Here is a 14,777-nt window from a genome sequence, read left to right as displayed (position 1 = left end):
TCCGCAAGGCAAACGCGGTCAGATTTCAAATTCTTCGATTGCAGCTTTAGTCTTGTCGCCCAGCTTCTTGCGAACCAGTTCGCGATGCCCCGAATAAAGCCGGCTGTTGAGGGCCAGATAGTTCTCGCCCTTATAGGTCGTCACGTCGCTGTTGTTCCATTCCCAGAACAACACATTGGTGACACTTAGCGCTGAGCTGAAGGCAACGGCGCCCATGGCAATGCTCACGTCGCCATCCTGGGATTCAGTGCAGGATGCAATGCGGAAGTTGCCGCCGCGATGCATTTTGGTCTGGCGCTCGAAAAGGCCCAGCGGCCCCTCCTTTTTACTCAATGCGGTGATGGCGTCCCGTGCGACTTTCAACATGGCCAGCGATGCAGGCCCCGGCAGCGCGGCGGCGGCGATTGCCGACTCAACGATCTCAAGCCCGACCCTGTCCATGGTGAAACGCTGCTGCCTGGCGCGGAAGCGCGCGTAATTCCAGTGAGTGCCCACCCAGCCAAGGGTCGCGAGCACCGAGTTGAATTGCCGATACCACGCATCGGTACTCTCTTCCTGGTTGTACAGACGGCTGGCAGCCAGTGTCGCGAACAGCAGCGAGTCCATGACGTCATCCTTGTTCTGGCGTGATACGCCTTGCGCGAACGCCACCAGGCTTCCGCCGACCACCGCGGCGTCGGCCGGTTCGGCGCCGGCCTGCGGGGTCGGTGCCTGGCGCGCGGCCATTGCAGTTACATGTTCGGCAAGTGAATGCGTGCAGTCGGCGAGTTCACAGGCTGCGATATAGTCGCGGCGTTGAGTGTCATTCATAGTGCTTTCCTGTTTCATCTCATTAGTCCATTAATCAGTGATGCCCCTGAGGACGAAAACAAGACTAATGGATTATTCGAGACAGGAAATGACACACTCTGGAGTTGCCACGGCCCGCCTGAAACAGGAATTCACCGCCCACTGAAACGCAACCGGAAACCTGGCAACTTCTAGAGTGCCCATGAATAAGGCACATAAGAATTTTCATAGTTAAGACAGAGAAAAAAACTACAACTGGTGTAGTTAGTGCGGGAGCAATTCCGTCAAGTGAACAGCCAGAAGATCCGACTGCATTGCAGAAGATTGCGTCGGGACATCAGCGATTTCTCACGTCCCGACGAATCGATTCTCGGCATGCAAACGCCTCAGCCTGTAGGCTTTTCACCATACCAGCGCGGCGTGTACACCCAGCTGCCGCCTTGCGGTCTAGGGAACGTGCAGGTGGTGGAAGACCCGATCAGCACCATGGTGCGCATATCCACCTGGTCCGGCGTGAGCTGTCCCAACGTGATGATGCGCAAGGTCTGACCCGGCCGACCGATGTCCCGACCCAGCGTCACCGGGGTTTCCGGGCTGCGGTGGCGGCGGACGATGTCCAGCGCACGGCCCAGTTGCCACGGCCGGGAACGGGAAATCGGGTTATAGAACGCCAGCGCGAGGTCCGCCTGGGAGGCAAGATCCAGACGGGTTTCAATCACTTCCCACGGCTTGAGGTTGTCCGACAGCGACATCACACAGAAGTCATGCCCTAAAGGCGCGCCCGCCTGCGCGGCGGTCGCCAGCGACGCCGAAACGCCCGGCAGGATTTCCAGATCGACCGCATGCCAGTCGGGATTGCCCGAATCATGCAGCGCTTCGAGCACGGCGGCAGCCATGGCGAATACGCCAGGGTCACCGGAAGACACCACCACCACTGAACGGCCTTGCGCCGCCAGCTCGAAAGCATGGCGGGCGCGCTGCATTTCTTCGCGATTGTCCGTGCAGTGCTGCACCTGGTCCGCGCGGAATGGCCCAGCCATGCGCACGTAGGTTTCATAGCCCAGCACATCGGTGGCCCGCGCCAGCTCGGCCTTGACCGCCGGCACCATCAGATCTGCGGCACCCGGCCCCAGGCCGATCACCGCCAGCCGGCCACGCGGCCGACCGATCCGCGCCACGTCCAGCGGCTCGCTGGTCACGGTAATCGCGATGCCCTCGCCCACGCTGATGGGCGGCAACAGTTGTGCGACCGCACTGCGGGCCATTTCGCCGGCCGACTGAGTGCTCACGAAACGGACCGGCACATCGAGCTGTGCAGCGGCTTGATGCACATGCACATCGGCCAGGTGAACATCGCCTGCCAGCAGGCATGCCAAGGATTGCCCGGCGATGCGTGCTTCATGCAGTGCTGCGCGTACCCGCTCGGCCAACTGCGGCCCGGTCTCGCTGACCGCCACCAAGACACTGCGCGGATAGATCAGCAGTTCGTTGGGGGACGGCTCGCGTTCGGCACAGCTGACCCGGATCGTCCTCTGCGCGTGTGGGTTCTGCGGCAAGCGGGCGTCGGCCAGCCAGGGCGCTTGGCCATCGATGCGTACCTGTTCGCCGGACAGCAGATCCGAAACAAAGCGCTTGCCCGACTCCAGATCACCCAAGGCGTAACCTGCGGGCGGATTGAGCAGGCAGGTGCCGAAGCGCAGTTCGCCACTGGTGGTGATGGCCGGGGCAATGCCCAGACCCGCACCAATCTCACGGGCCATGACATTGACGCCACCCAGACCGCCCAGCAGTGGAACGACCGCGCTGCCATCCTCGGCAACCGCCAGCACCGCCGGCTCGGCGCCTTTCTCCAGCATCAACGGCGCCAGCGTGCGGATCACGATCCCCGCCGAGCAGAGCGCGATGATCGGCGTGTTCTGGCGATACAGGTGGCGCAGGGTCGCACCGAATTCGGTGTAATGGATATCGGCATCCTGAACCCGCTCGACCAGGCCGTGGATCTGCGCGTCAGGGTAGATGCGCTGGATGCGGCGTGCGGTCGCCAGGCTGCCATGGCCAAGAATCACGATGGCCGGAATGTCATGACTCATCAGCCCTGCCACCTTTCACCCGGAACGATGATCAGCGAAAAGTACGGCGACGAGGTCGGGTCGACCTGATCCAGTGGCACGATCTTCTGGTTGCTCATGGTGGCGCGCTCGACATACAGCGCACGCCCGGCCAAGCCCAATTCGGCCAGCACCTGGCGCACCTTGGGGAAATTGCGGCCCAGTTTCATGATCACCGCCGCATCGGCATCGGCCAGTTTGCGTTTGAGTTCTTCATGGGGCAGCACGCCGGACAGCACCGACAGGCTCTGGTTGCGATACACCAACGGGGCGCCCAATACTGAAGCGCCGCCGAGCATCGAACAGACACCGGGAATCACCTCGGCCTGATAACGCTCGGCCAACCGGTCATGCAGATACATGTAGGAGCCATAGAAGAATGGATCGCCTTCACAGATCACCGCCACATCGCGCCCGGCATCCAGATGCGCTGCCACCTCGACGCTGGCTTCGTCGTAGAAGTCGCTGATGACCTGTTCGTAGGACAACGGTGCAGGCAGTGCCTCGGTGGTCACCGGATACACCAGCGGCATCAATGTCTGGGCATCCTGCAGGTGACCTTCGATGATACCGAAAGCGTTGCCTTTCTTGCCCTTGGCGACGAAATACGCCACCACCGGTGCTTCGCGCAACAGGCGCAATGCCTTGAGAGTGATCAGTTCCGGATCGCCGGGGCCTACGCCCAGGCCAAGCAATCGACCGCGTGCCTGCATCATTCGATCTCCGTCGCCAAGGCATTCACCGCAGCCACCGCCATGGCGCTGCCGCCACGACGGCCCTGCATGATCACGAACGGCACGCCTCGGCTGTCGGCGGCCAGCATGGCCTTGGATTCCGCCGCACCGACGAAGCCCACCGGGAAGCCCAGAATCAGGGCCGGTTTTGGCGCACCGGCGTCGAGCATTTCCAGCAGATAGAACAAGGCCGTGGGCGCGTTGCCGATGACCACTACGCTGCCTTCCAGGTGGGGACGCCACAGTTCCAGCGCTACCGCCGAACGGGTATTACCCATCTCCAGCGCCATTTCCCGCACACCTTCGTCATGCAGCGTACAGATGATCTCGTTGTTGGCCGGCAGACGAGTGCGGGTAATGCCTTCGGACACCATCCGCGCGTCGCACAGAATCGGCGCGCCGGCGGCCAGCGCATTGCGCCCGGCAGTCCCGGCGCCCGGCGAAAAGCGCAGATCCTCGATGACCTCGACCATGCCGCAGGCATGGATCACGCGCACGGCGAGTTTTTCCAGGTCGGCGGGGATCGTATCCAGGCGCGCTTCGGCGCGAATGATCGAGAAGGAGTTGCGATAAATCTCCTGACCATCGCGGATGTAATCAATCATGCGGTGCTGCTCCGTGAGCCGGCGGCCAACTGCGCGCCGACTGCTTCAATAGTGAGGTCACGCGCCTGCAGCACGCCGAAACCGGGCTGTGCTGCGTCGCGAAAATAGAGGTTGTAGCGGCCGGGCGAGGTGGCCAGCAAGGTGATCGGCGCAACATGCGCGGCCGCGCACGAACGCTGGCAACCGGTCAGGTGCACCGACTGGTCGGCAGGCAGGCGGGCGGCCAGGAGTCGCGCATCATCCTTGGTGTCGGCGAGCGCTTTGCCGCACCCGGCGCTGCCGGTGCAGGCGGTGATTCGCGCCAGCGGCTGCTCGGCACTGACGATCAGCCCGGCGTCCTGCAAGGCAGCCAACAGCGGCGGCGCGTCAGCGACAGGCACATTGGGCAACAACAGGCTTTGCCACGGCGTCAGGCGCAGACTGCCATCGCCCAGCTCGGCGGCCAGTTCGGCAACCTTGTCGAGCACGATATCGTCGAGCCGCCCCAGCGCAAACGCCGCCCCTACCGCAACCCGCTCAGATTCGACCTGAGGATAAATTCCCAGATGGCGGTAGCTTTCGATGGAAGGCCGCTGCCAATCGATTATTTTGTGATCAACTCGCAGAGCGCCCTGAAAGCGAATCGCCAGCTGTTGCAGCAACGCGCCTGGGCAAACTTCGGCCAGCAGGTGGCGCATGCGCGCCTGATCCGGGCGCGCCAGGTCGAGAAACAGCTCCAGCAGAGCGACAACCAATGCATGTCCCTGGGCAATCGGTACGGCGGCCAGTGGCCGGTCATGGGCCGGGCAGCCTGCCAGACCGAACGCCAGCCACAACTCGCCGTCGAGCGTCAGCGCCGAAAGCCAGATGTCATGGGGATGCTCCAGCATCACCAGCGCCTCGCCGGCATCCAGCGAAATGGCGAACTTGGCCGACAGCTCGTGGAACCGCGGATGGTTTTCCAGCGAGTCGAGAATCTGCGCAGCCAAAGGTCGAGCGTCGAACAGCATCTGTGGGTCGAGCCCGGCGGACGGACTGAGCAGCAGGTTACGCACATCGTCACCGGCCGGATTGGCCGGACCCAGTCCCGCATCCAGCAACAGGCCGATCAACCCGTCGTGGTCACTGCCGATGCCCCGGATCTGCAGGTTGGAACGATTGGTCGCTTCGATCACGCCCTGTGCATAAGTACGCGCTGCCAGCGCTACCGCCATGGCCTGGGCAGAGCTGATTACCCCGCCGGCCAGCTTGATCCGGCAGATGCCGCCATCCAGCGCCGGGACGATACGCAGCAACCCCGGACAGGCCGAGGGACGTAGCGTTGCAGTGGAGGGTCGAGCGCACTTCTGCTCGTTCAAAGGATCACCGATGTGGACGTTCTGTGGCCTGGCTGGAATTTCAATGGGCGCTGATGCCCCAAAGGGCGTTTGCAACAGCGCAAGGCAGCCATTTTGCAAACACCCTCGCCTGGGCGCGGTATTATGCCTGCTTTATCCGCAGGCATGAAAAGACGCTCTGTCGGAAGTTCGGATTGAGGTAAGTGCATGGCGCCGTGGCTGACAGTCGTGGGAATCGGGGAAGACGGCTACAAAGGCTTGGGCAAGAACGCCCGGCATGCTCTGCTGCACGCCGATCAGGTGTTTGGCGGCCCGCGCCAGCTGGCTCTGCTGCCAGCGTGCATCCGCGCCGAGCGCCGGGCGTGGCCGAGCCCGTTTTCCCTGAACCCGGTACTGGAACAGCGCGGCGCCGAAGTCTGCGTGCTGGCCAGCGGCGATCCAATGCTGTTCGGCGTCGGCGCCAGTCTGGCGCGCGTGGTGGCGGGCGAAGAAATGCGCGTGATTCCCGCACCGTCGTCCTGCTCGCTCGCCGCCGCTCGATTGGGCTGGGCATTGCAGGACGTCGCCATTGTGTCGGTGGTCGCCCGCCCGCTGGCCGCCCTGAACGCTTATGTTCACCATGGCGTGCGGATTCTGGTGCTGAGCAACGACGGCAGCAGCCCGGCGGCCATTGCCAGCCTGCTGCGCGAACGCGGCTACGGCCCAAGCCTGATGACGGTGTTCGAGCATTTGGGTGGCGACGCCGAACGGCAGGTGAACGGTTTGGCTGGCGATTGGGGCAATACCGAAATCGCCGCGCTGAACCTGGTTGCCATCGACTGTCGCGCCGACGCCGCCACGCCTCGTCTGACGACACTGGCCGGGCTGCCGGACAGTGCCTTCGAGCATGACGGGCAACTCACCAAGCGCGATGTGCGCGCCATGACTCTCGCGCGTCTGGCACCGGTGCCGGGCGAACTGCTGTGGGACGTCGGCGCCGGTTGCGGCTCCATCGGCATCGAATGGATGCGTGCGCATCCCACCTGCCGGACGCTGGCCATCGAGGCCGACGAAGGCCGACAGCAACTGATCGAATTCAATCGCGACGCCCTCGGCGTGCCGGGCCTGCAACTGGTGCGCGGCAATGCGCCGGATGCGCTGCATGGACTGGAGCAGCCGGACGCGATCTTCATCGGCGGCGGGGTGACGCGGCCGGGTGTGCTGGAATCGTGCTGGGAGCAACTGCGCTCCGGCGGCCGACTCGTCGCCAACGCCGTGACCCTGCAAAGCGAGGCCGCGCTGATGGCCTGGCGCGAACTGCATGGCGGCGAGCTGACCCGCATTCAGATTGCCCATGCCAAACCGCTGGGAGAATTCGATACCTGGCGTCAGGCGTTGCCGATCACCTTGCTGGATGTGGTCAAACCCTGATGCGTGAGGAAACCGCCGAACAACCCGCCCCGCTGCGCAGCGGGCTGACCACCGGCAGCTGCGCGACCGCGACCAGTCTCGCGGCAGCGCGGCTGTTGCTCGGCGGGCAGGCCAGCGACGCGGTGCAGATCACCTTGCCCAAGGGCAAGCAGGTGCAAATGCGCCTGGAATTCTGCCGGGTTGTGGATAACTTCGCCGAGGCCGGAACCATCAAGGATGCCGGCGATGATCCGGATGTCACCCATGGCGCACTGGTGTTTGCCCGTGTCAGTCTCGATACGACACCCGGCGTGCGATTCGTGGCGGGCACCGGCGTCGGCACCGTCACGCGACCGGGTCTGGTCCTGGGCGTGGGCGAACCGGCCATCAACCCGGTGCCGCGGCGCATGATCAGCGAGCATCTTCAGGCGCTGGCGCAGGAGTTGACCTACGGCGGTGGCTTCGAAGTGACGATCGGCGTGGAAGGCGGCGCGCAGCTGGCGCTCAAGACCATGAATCCGCGTCTGGGCATTCTCGGCGGGCTGTCGATCCTGGGCACCAGCGGCATCGTGCGGCCGTTTTCCTGTGCGGCCTACATCGCCTCGATTCATCAGGGAATCGACGTCGCCACCACCAACGGCTACATGCACATCGCCGCCTGCACCGGCAACGCCAGCGAAGACACCATGCGCCGTGTCTACAACATTCCGGACATCGCCTTGATCGAAATGGGCGATTTCGTCGGCGCGGTGCTCAAGCATCTGCGCAAGGTGCCTGTGGATAAACTCAGCCTGTGCGGCGGCTTCGGCAAGATCAGCAAGCTGGCTGCCGGGCATATGGATCTGCACAGCCGGCATTCCAGCATTGACCTGCCGCAACTGGCGCGCTGGGCTGCGGACGTGGGTGGCGATGAAACCTTGCAGCAACGGATCCTGGAAGCCAACACCAGCCAGCAGGCGCTGGCACTGTGCGCAGCGGCGGGTGTTCCGTTGGGCAACGCGGTGTGCCAGCACGCGCTGGACTTTGCACGGAGTGTGGTTCCCGCGCAGATTCAGGTGGAAGTGTTTGCCATTGACCGTCAGGGCGGCATTGTCGGCCAGGCAGGTGTGACGTCATGAAACGCATCTTGTTGCTCGGCGGTGTGACCGAAGCCCTGGCCATCGCCCGCACGCTGGGGCCGCAGCATATCTACAGCCTGGCGGGCGTCGGCCGGGTGCCGACCGATCTGACTTGCCGGCTCAAGGTCGGAGGCTACGGCGGCGCCGAAGGCATGGCGCACTACATTCAGGAACACGGCGTCGATCTGCTGCTGGACGCAACGCACCCTTACGCCGCACAGATCAGCCACAACGCCGCCCGCGCTGCTCGGTTGAGCGGCATTGCCTGCTGGGGCCTGCGTCGCCGCGCCTGGCAGGCCGGTCCGGATGATGACTGGCGCGAAGTGGCCGACTGGTCGCATCTGGTCAGGGCACTCGCTTCGTTCCAACGCCCACTGTTCACCCTTGGCCGCGAGCCGTTGCAGCATCTGCACGAAATTCCCGAATACCAGTTCTGGACCCTGCGCGCCCTGGACGTCTACCCCGGCAACGAGCGCTGCGAAGTGATCGGCGCCCGCGGCCCGTTCAATCTGGAAGACGAACGCGCCCTGTTCGAGCGCCGTCGAATCGACGTACTGATCAGCAAAAACAGCGGTAGCAGCTCCACCGAACCCAAACTGGAAGTCGCCCGTGAACGCCGCCTACCAGTGCTGATCCTCAAGCGCCCCGAGTTACCGGACGTGGATCGAGTGTTCTGGAGTGTGGATGAGGTGTTGAGCGCTCTCGATTTCCTGTAGGAGCGGACCGGGCGGCGTTCCGCTTGTCCGCGAAACCTGCCATACAGATGCATATGTTGCGCATGTACGGTCCACTCCCACGGGCCTGTGTCGGACTAACTTGATGAGACCCACTAAAAATGGAAACACCCATGCTCAAGAAAGCCCTGCTACTCATCGCCTTCATGCTGCCCGCCTGTTTCGCCCAGGCTCACCAATACACCGCCGGCCCCTTGCTGATCACCCACCCGTGGTCAATGGCGCTGCCGCCGAATGCGCCGGCCATCGCGGCTTATTTCACTATCGAAAATCAGGGCGACGCGGCGGATCGTCTGCTGAGCGTGGACAGCTCGATTGCCGGTCAGGCGCAATTGCACGAGCACATTCATGCCAATGGCCTGATGAAGATGCAGCAAGTCCAGACAGTGGAAGTAGCGCCCAAAGCCAAGGTCAATTTTGCGCCCATGGCTTACCACGTGATGCTGCTGGACCTGAACGACCGCTCGAAGCTGGTCGAGGGTCAGCGTTTCCCGGTGACGTTGCATTTCGAGAAAGCCGGGGACGTGGAAATTCAGGTAGAGGTACAAAAGCAGGCTCCTGAAGCCCACCAGCACTGAGCCGTCTCGCTTTCGCAGCTCGACTTCGAGGGTTCGAATCACGCCGAAATGCCCTCTGGTCGGCTTTTCCCGGCCAGCGGCACGGGTATTTGAACGAAATGTATTTTCCTGCTTTGCCAAATCCTTGGCGGCAGCTTAAATTGCTCGCTGCGGGGCCTTGAACCGCCAGGCGGTTTTGTGATGAATTCCTCACCTGACCGGTTCGGGCCTCGTTCGATTCAGATGTGAAAGCCGCCTTCGGGCGGCTTTCCCGTTGAACGCACCATCTTCGATCGCTTCGACGCACCACTGCCCGCCCGCGGCTCCACTTAGGTGCACATCCCTTCCCCAATGCCGCTTCAAATCCATCTGCGACGCCATTTGGCAGGCTGGGCACAGCCTTTGCTTTAGCGCTTTGACAAGCATTCTGCCCAACCAAAAAAACCAAACGAATGGAGTCAGCACAATGAAGCGTCGCAGTCTGATCAAAGCCTTCACCCTGTCCGCGTCAATCGCCGCCATGGGGCTGACCTGGACCGTCCAGGCAGCTGAAACCATCAAGGTCGGCATCCTGCATTCGTTGTCCGGCACCATGGCGATTTCCGAGACGTCGCTCAAGGACATGGCGCTGATGACCATCGACGAAATCAACGCTAAAGGCGGCGTCAACGGCAAGATGCTGGAAGCGGTCGTGGTTGACCCGGCTTCCAACTGGCCGCTGTTCGCGGAAAAGGGCCGTCAGCTGCTGACCCAGGACAAAGTCGCCGTCATGTTCGGCTGCTGGACCTCGGTATCGCGCAAATCAGTACTGCCGGTGGTTGAAGAACTCAACGGCCTGCTGTTCTACCCGGTGCAGTACGAAGGCGAAGAAATGTCGCCGAACGTGTTCTACACCGGCGCAGCGCCCAACCAGCAGGCCATCCCTGCGGTCGAGTACGTGATGAGCGAGGACGGCGGTGCGGCCAAACGCTTCTTCCTGCTGGGCACCGACTACGTCTACCCGCGCACCACCAACAAGATCCTGCGTTCCTTCCTGCATTCCAAAGGCGTGAAGGACAGCGACATCGAAGAGGTCTACACCCCGTTCGGCCATGCCGATTACCAGACCATCGTGGCCAACATCAAAAAATTCTCGGCGGGCGGCAAGACGGCGGTCATCTCCACCGTCAACGGCGACTCCAACGTGCCGTTCTACAAGGAGCTGGCTAACCAGGGCCTGGAAGCCACCGACGTTCCGGTCGTAGCGTTCTCGGTCGGTGAAGAAGAACTGCGCGGTATCGACACCAAGCCGCTGGTCGGTCACCTCGCTGCCTGGAACTACTTCCAGTCGGTCGAAAACCCGGTCAACAAGAAGTTCGTGGCGGACTGGAAAGCCTACGCCAAGAAGAAAAACCTGCCAGGCGCCGACAAGGCCGTGACCAACGACCCGATGGAAGCCACTTACGTGGGTATCCACATGTGGGCTCAGGCGGTCGAGAAGGCCAAGTCCACCGACGTGGATAAAGTCCGCGCCGCCATGGCCGGCCAGACCTTCGCCGCGCCGTCGGGCTTTACCCTGACCATGGACAAGACCAACCACCACCTGCACAAGCCGGTGATGATCGGCGAAGTCGAGGACAACGGTCAGTTCAACGTCGTCTGGCAGACCAAGGAACCGATCCGCGCCCAGCCGTGGAGCCCGTACATTCCTGGCAACGACAAGAAGCCCGAGACACCGACCAAGAGTAACTAACAGGCAGAGCCATCTCGGATTCCGTAGGAGCGAGCTTGCTCGCGAATAGGCCATGTCAGGCAAAGCAAATGTATCGCCTGGCAATCCGCCTTCGCGACCAAGGTCGTTCCTACCGGGGTTTTGCAACACACCAACCGGGCCTCTCGCCATGCTTAACATTTTGTACCGTTTCCTCCTGATGTTCGTCGTGGCGCTGCCGATGGCGGCACACGCCAGCGATGCCGGGGATTTCGTCGCGGCCAGTTCTTCGCAACAGGCCGAGCTGCTCGAAAGCTGGGCGGCCAATCCTTCACCACAGCGCATCGAGTTGCTTGAAGCGCTGAGCGACGGCCGGGTGGCCGTGGACAGCAGCAAGCGTGCCTTCATTGAAGTGAACGGCAGCTTTGTTGCGGTTGACGGGGATACACCCGCTACCGATGAACCGCGCAAATTGCGCATGAACAACCGGCTGCGCGGCCTCACCGAAACCGCGCTGGCCAGCCATCAACTGCTGGGGGCCGATATCGGCCTGCGTCTGAACGCGGCCCGGCAGTTGCAGAAAAGTGCTCGTCCCGCGCAGCTGGAATTGCTCAATCAGCGCGTGGCGGCGGAAACCGATGACACCGTCAAAGACGCCCTGACTCTGGCGCTGGCCAACCTGCAACTGGTCGACGGCAGCCCGAGCGTGCGCTTGGCGGCCGTGCGTTTGCTGGGCGAAACCGGTGATCCGCTGGCCCGCACGCGCCTTGAAGCGCTGCTGGCGCCTGGTGTCGAGACCAACGCGTCGGTGCGCATCGCGGCCGAAACCAGCCTGGCGCAGGTCAATCGCAAGCTGATGATCGGCGAAGTGCTCGGTCAGGCCTTCAGCGGCATGTCGCTGGGTTCGATCCTGCTGCTCGCCGCCCTTGGCCTGGCGATCACCTTCGGCCTGCTGGGCGTGATCAACATGGCCCACGGCGAAATGCTGATGCTCGGCGCTTATTCCACGTATGTGGTGCAGCTGATGTTCCAGCGCTATGCGCCGGGCGCATTGGAGCTGTATCCGCTGGTGGCGCTGCCGGTGGCGTTCTTCGTCACGGCGTTGATCGGCATGGCGCTGGAACGCACCATCATTCGGCACCTGTACGGCCGCCCGCTGGAAACCTTGCTCGCCACCTGGGGCATCAGCCTGATGCTGATTCAGGCGGTGCGCCTGGCATTCGGCGCGCAGAACGTTGAAGTCGCCAACCCCGAGTGGCTGTCGGGCGGGATTCAGGTGCTGCCCAATCTGGTGCTGCCGTACAACCGCATCGTGATCATCGCTTTCGCCCTGTTCGTGGTGGTGCTGACCTGGCTGCTGCTGAACAAGACCCGCCTGGGCCTGAACGTGCGCGCCGTCACCCAGAACCGCAACATGGCGGCCTGCTGCGGCGTACCCACAGGACGCATCGACATGATGGCGTTCGGGCTCGGCTCCGGCATTGCCGGGCTGGGCGGCGTGGCGCTGAGCCAGATCGGCAACGTCGGCCCGGACCTGGGCCAGAGCTACATCATCGACTCGTTCCTGGTGGTGGTGCTCGGCGGTGTCGGCCAACTGGCCGGCAGTGTGATGGCGGCGTTCGGCCTGGGCATCGCCAACAAGATCCTTGAACCACAGATCGGTGCGGTGTTGGGCAAGATCCTGATCCTGGCGCTGATCATTCTGTTTATCCAGAAACGTCCGCAAGGCCTCTTCGCACTGAAAGGACGGGTGATCGACTGATGAACCAGCCATTGATGGTGACTGCTGCACAAAAGGTCGGGCCAAAGGGCACGCTGACCGTCGGCATTCTGGTGCTGGCGGTGCTGCTGGCCATGCCGCTGCTGTCGCTGCTGCCCGCCGACAACGCTTTTCAGGTTTCGGCCTATACGCTCACGCTGGTGGGCAAGATTCTCTGCTACGCCATCGTGGCGCTGGCGCTGGATCTGGTCTGGGGATACGCCGGGCTGCTGTCGCTGGGCCACGGTCTGTTCTTCGCCCTGGGCGGCTACGCGATGGGCATGTACCTGATGCGCGAAGCCGCAGGCGACGGTTTACCTGCGTTCATGACCTTTCTGTCGTGGACCGAGCTGCCGTGGTATTGGGCCGGCACCGATAATTTCCTCTGGGCCATGTGTCTGGTGGTACTGGCGCCGGGCCTGCTGGCGCTGGTGTTCGGATTCTTCGCCTTCCGCTCGCGGATCAAGGGCGTGTACTTCTCGATCATGACCCAGGCCCTGACCTTCGCCGGGATGCTGCTGTTTTTCCGCAATGAAACCGGTTTTGGCGGCAACAACGGCTTTACCAACTTCCGCAGCATCCTGGGCTTCAGCATCAGTTCGCAGGGCACTCGCGCGGTGCTGTTCCTGGCGACGGTCATCCTGCTGGTAGCCAGCCTGTACGTCGGCTGGCGACTGGCGCAAAGCAAGTTCGGTCGAGTGCTGACCGCTCTGCGCGATGCGGAGAACCGGCTGATGTTCTGCGGCTACGACCCACGCGGTTTCAAGCTGTTCGTCTGGGTGCTGAGCGCAGTGCTGTGCGGTCTGGCCGGTGCGCTGTACGTGCCGCAGGTGGGCATCATCAACCCCAGTGAAATGTCGCCGACCAATTCCATCGAAGCGGCCGTGTGGGTCGCCTTGGGCGGACGCGGCACCTTGTTCGGCCCGCTGTTGGGAGCGGGTCTGGTCAACGGCATGAAGAGCTGGTTTACCGTGGCGTTCCCTGAATACTGGCTGTTCTTCCTTGGTGCGCTGTTCATCATCGTGACCTTGTATCTGCCCAAGGGCGTGATCGGCCTGCTGAAGAAAAGGAGCGAGTCATGAAAACCACTCCCTCGCCTTCCCTGATGCTCGAACCCATTCTCGATGCCAACTCCGACGCAGGCACCAGCCGCGACGCGCTCGGCCTGGGCAAGAGCGCCGGCAAAGGGCTCAATACTCGCCACGGTACGATCCTGACCCTGGAGGACATCAGTGTCAGCTTCGACGGCTTCAAGGCGTTGAACGATCTGAACCTGTACATCGGCGTCGGCGAACTGCGCTGCATCATCGGCCCCAACGGCGCGGGCAAGACCACGCTGATGGACGTCATCACCGGCAAGACTCGCCCCAGCCATGGCAAGGCGTGGTTCGGCGAAACGCTGGACCTGACGCACATGAGCGAAGTGCAGATTGCTCAGGCCGGGATCGGCCGCAAGTTTCAGAAGCCGACGGTATTCGAGGCGTTGAGCGTGTTCGAAAACCTGGAGCTGGCGCAGAAAACCGACAAGTCGGTGTGGGCCAGCCTGCGGGCAAAGCTCAATGGCGAACAGCGTGACCGTATCGATCAAGTGCTGGAAACCATTCGCCTGACCACCTCCACCCATCGTCCGGCCGGCTTGCTGTCCCATGGGCAGAAACAGTTTTTGGAAATCGGCATGCTGCTGGTCCAGGACCCGCAACTGCTGTTGCTCGACGAACCGGTGGCGGGCATGACTGACGCCGAAACCGAATTCACCGCCGAGCTGTTCAAGAGCCTGGCAGGCAAGCATTCACTGATGGTGGTCGAGCATGACATGGGCTTTGTCGGCTCTATTGCCGACCATGTCACCGTACTGCACCAGGGCAGTGTCCTGGCCGAAGGCTCGCTGAACGATGTGCAGGCCGATGAGCGGGTGATTGAGGTTTATCTGGGGCGCTGAGAAGTCCGCGCCGTATTTACTGACATATGAAGAATTGTG

13 protein-coding genes are annotated in these 14,777 nt (G+C 62.6%); 8 read left to right on the top strand and 5 right to left on the bottom strand.

The window, feature by feature from the left end; translation table 11 throughout:
* Positions 1-18: 18 nt before the first annotated feature.
* The 5 genes from EGJ27_RS07195 to cobG all read right to left on the bottom strand — a co-directional run bounded on the left by EGJ27_RS07195 (position 19) and on the right by cobG (position 5,573).
* Positions 19-828 carry a hypothetical protein gene (locus EGJ27_RS07195; protein ID WP_125830034.1) on the bottom strand — a complete coding sequence of 270 codons (810 nt, stop codon included), beginning with the start codon at positions 826-828 and terminating at the stop codon, positions 19-21.
* 347 nt (positions 829-1,175) lie between these two features.
* Positions 1,176-2,879: a precorrin-3B C(17)-methyltransferase gene (cobJ, locus tag EGJ27_RS07190; protein ID WP_125830033.1), complete on the bottom strand. Its 1,704-nt coding sequence runs from the start codon at positions 2,877-2,879 to the stop codon at positions 1,176-1,178.
* Positions 2,879-3,610 carry a precorrin-2 C(20)-methyltransferase gene (locus tag EGJ27_RS07185; RefSeq protein WP_125830115.1) on the bottom strand — a complete coding sequence of 244 codons (732 nt, stop codon included), beginning with the start codon at positions 3,608-3,610 and terminating at the stop codon, positions 2,879-2,881. Before EGJ27_RS07185 ends, cobJ begins: the two co-directional genes overlap by 1 nt.
* Positions 3,610-4,236: a precorrin-8X methylmutase gene (locus EGJ27_RS07180; RefSeq protein ID WP_125830032.1), complete on the bottom strand. Its 627-nt coding sequence runs from the start codon at positions 4,234-4,236 to the stop codon at positions 3,610-3,612. The genes EGJ27_RS07185 and EGJ27_RS07180 overlap by 1 nt, the downstream gene beginning before the upstream one ends.
* The gene (gene cobG, locus EGJ27_RS07175) at positions 4,233-5,573 is read right to left on the bottom strand and encodes a precorrin-3B synthase (RefSeq protein WP_125830031.1); all 1,341 of its coding nucleotides are present in this window, start codon (positions 5,571-5,573) and stop codon (positions 4,233-4,235) included. The genes EGJ27_RS07180 and cobG overlap by 4 nt, the downstream gene beginning before the upstream one ends.
* Positions 5,574-5,759: 186 nt before the next feature.
* Between cobG and cbiE the strand changes: the two genes are divergently transcribed.
* The 8 genes from cbiE to urtD all read left to right on the top strand — a co-directional run bounded on the left by cbiE (position 5,760) and on the right by urtD (position 14,738).
* A complete protein-coding gene (gene cbiE / locus EGJ27_RS07170; protein ID WP_125830030.1) occupies positions 5,760-6,962 on the top strand; it encodes a precorrin-6y C5,15-methyltransferase (decarboxylating) subunit CbiE in 1,203 nt (400 codons plus the stop codon).
* On the top strand, positions 6,962-8,059 hold the full coding sequence (locus EGJ27_RS07165; protein WP_125830029.1) for a cobalt-precorrin-5B (C(1))-methyltransferase: 1,098 nt from the start codon (positions 6,962-6,964) through the stop codon (positions 8,057-8,059). The genes cbiE and EGJ27_RS07165 overlap by 1 nt, the downstream gene beginning before the upstream one ends.
* Positions 8,056-8,775 (top strand): cobalt-precorrin-6A reductase, encoded by a 720-nt coding sequence (locus tag EGJ27_RS07160; protein ID WP_125830028.1) that lies wholly within the window; start codon positions 8,056-8,058, stop codon positions 8,773-8,775. The genes EGJ27_RS07165 and EGJ27_RS07160 overlap by 4 nt, the downstream gene beginning before the upstream one ends.
* A gap of 131 nt (positions 8,776-8,906) precedes the next feature.
* The gene (locus EGJ27_RS07155; RefSeq protein WP_125830027.1) at positions 8,907-9,371 is read left to right on the top strand and encodes a copper chaperone PCu(A)C; all 465 of its coding nucleotides are present in this window, start codon (positions 8,907-8,909) and stop codon (positions 9,369-9,371) included.
* Between the two features lie 445 nt (positions 9,372-9,816).
* Positions 9,817-11,082, top strand: coding sequence for an urea ABC transporter substrate-binding protein (gene urtA, locus EGJ27_RS07150; RefSeq protein ID WP_125830026.1), 1,266 nt, complete (start codon positions 9,817-9,819; stop codon positions 11,080-11,082).
* Between the two features lie 148 nt (positions 11,083-11,230).
* Positions 11,231-12,802 carry an urea ABC transporter permease subunit UrtB gene (gene urtB, locus EGJ27_RS07145; RefSeq protein ID WP_125830025.1) on the top strand — a complete coding sequence of 524 codons (1,572 nt, stop codon included), beginning with the start codon at positions 11,231-11,233 and terminating at the stop codon, positions 12,800-12,802.
* Complete coding sequence (gene urtC, locus EGJ27_RS07140; protein ID WP_125830024.1) at positions 12,802-13,881, top strand: urea ABC transporter permease subunit UrtC; 1,080 nt, start codon at positions 12,802-12,804, stop codon at positions 13,879-13,881. The genes urtB and urtC overlap by 1 nt, the downstream gene beginning before the upstream one ends.
* The gene (urtD, locus tag EGJ27_RS07135) at positions 13,878-14,738 is read left to right on the top strand and encodes an urea ABC transporter ATP-binding protein UrtD (RefSeq protein WP_125830023.1); all 861 of its coding nucleotides are present in this window, start codon (positions 13,878-13,880) and stop codon (positions 14,736-14,738) included. The genes urtC and urtD overlap by 4 nt, the downstream gene beginning before the upstream one ends.
* Positions 14,739-14,777: the final 39 nt, after the last annotated feature.

Source organism: Pseudomonas sp. v388 (assembly GCF_003935425.1).
In the GTDB taxonomy this organism is placed as follows: Bacteria; Pseudomonadota; Gammaproteobacteria; order Pseudomonadales; family Pseudomonadaceae; genus Aquipseudomonas.
The sequence above is the reverse complement of the archived record's forward strand: the minus strand, read 5'-3'. Positions and strand labels throughout refer to the sequence as shown.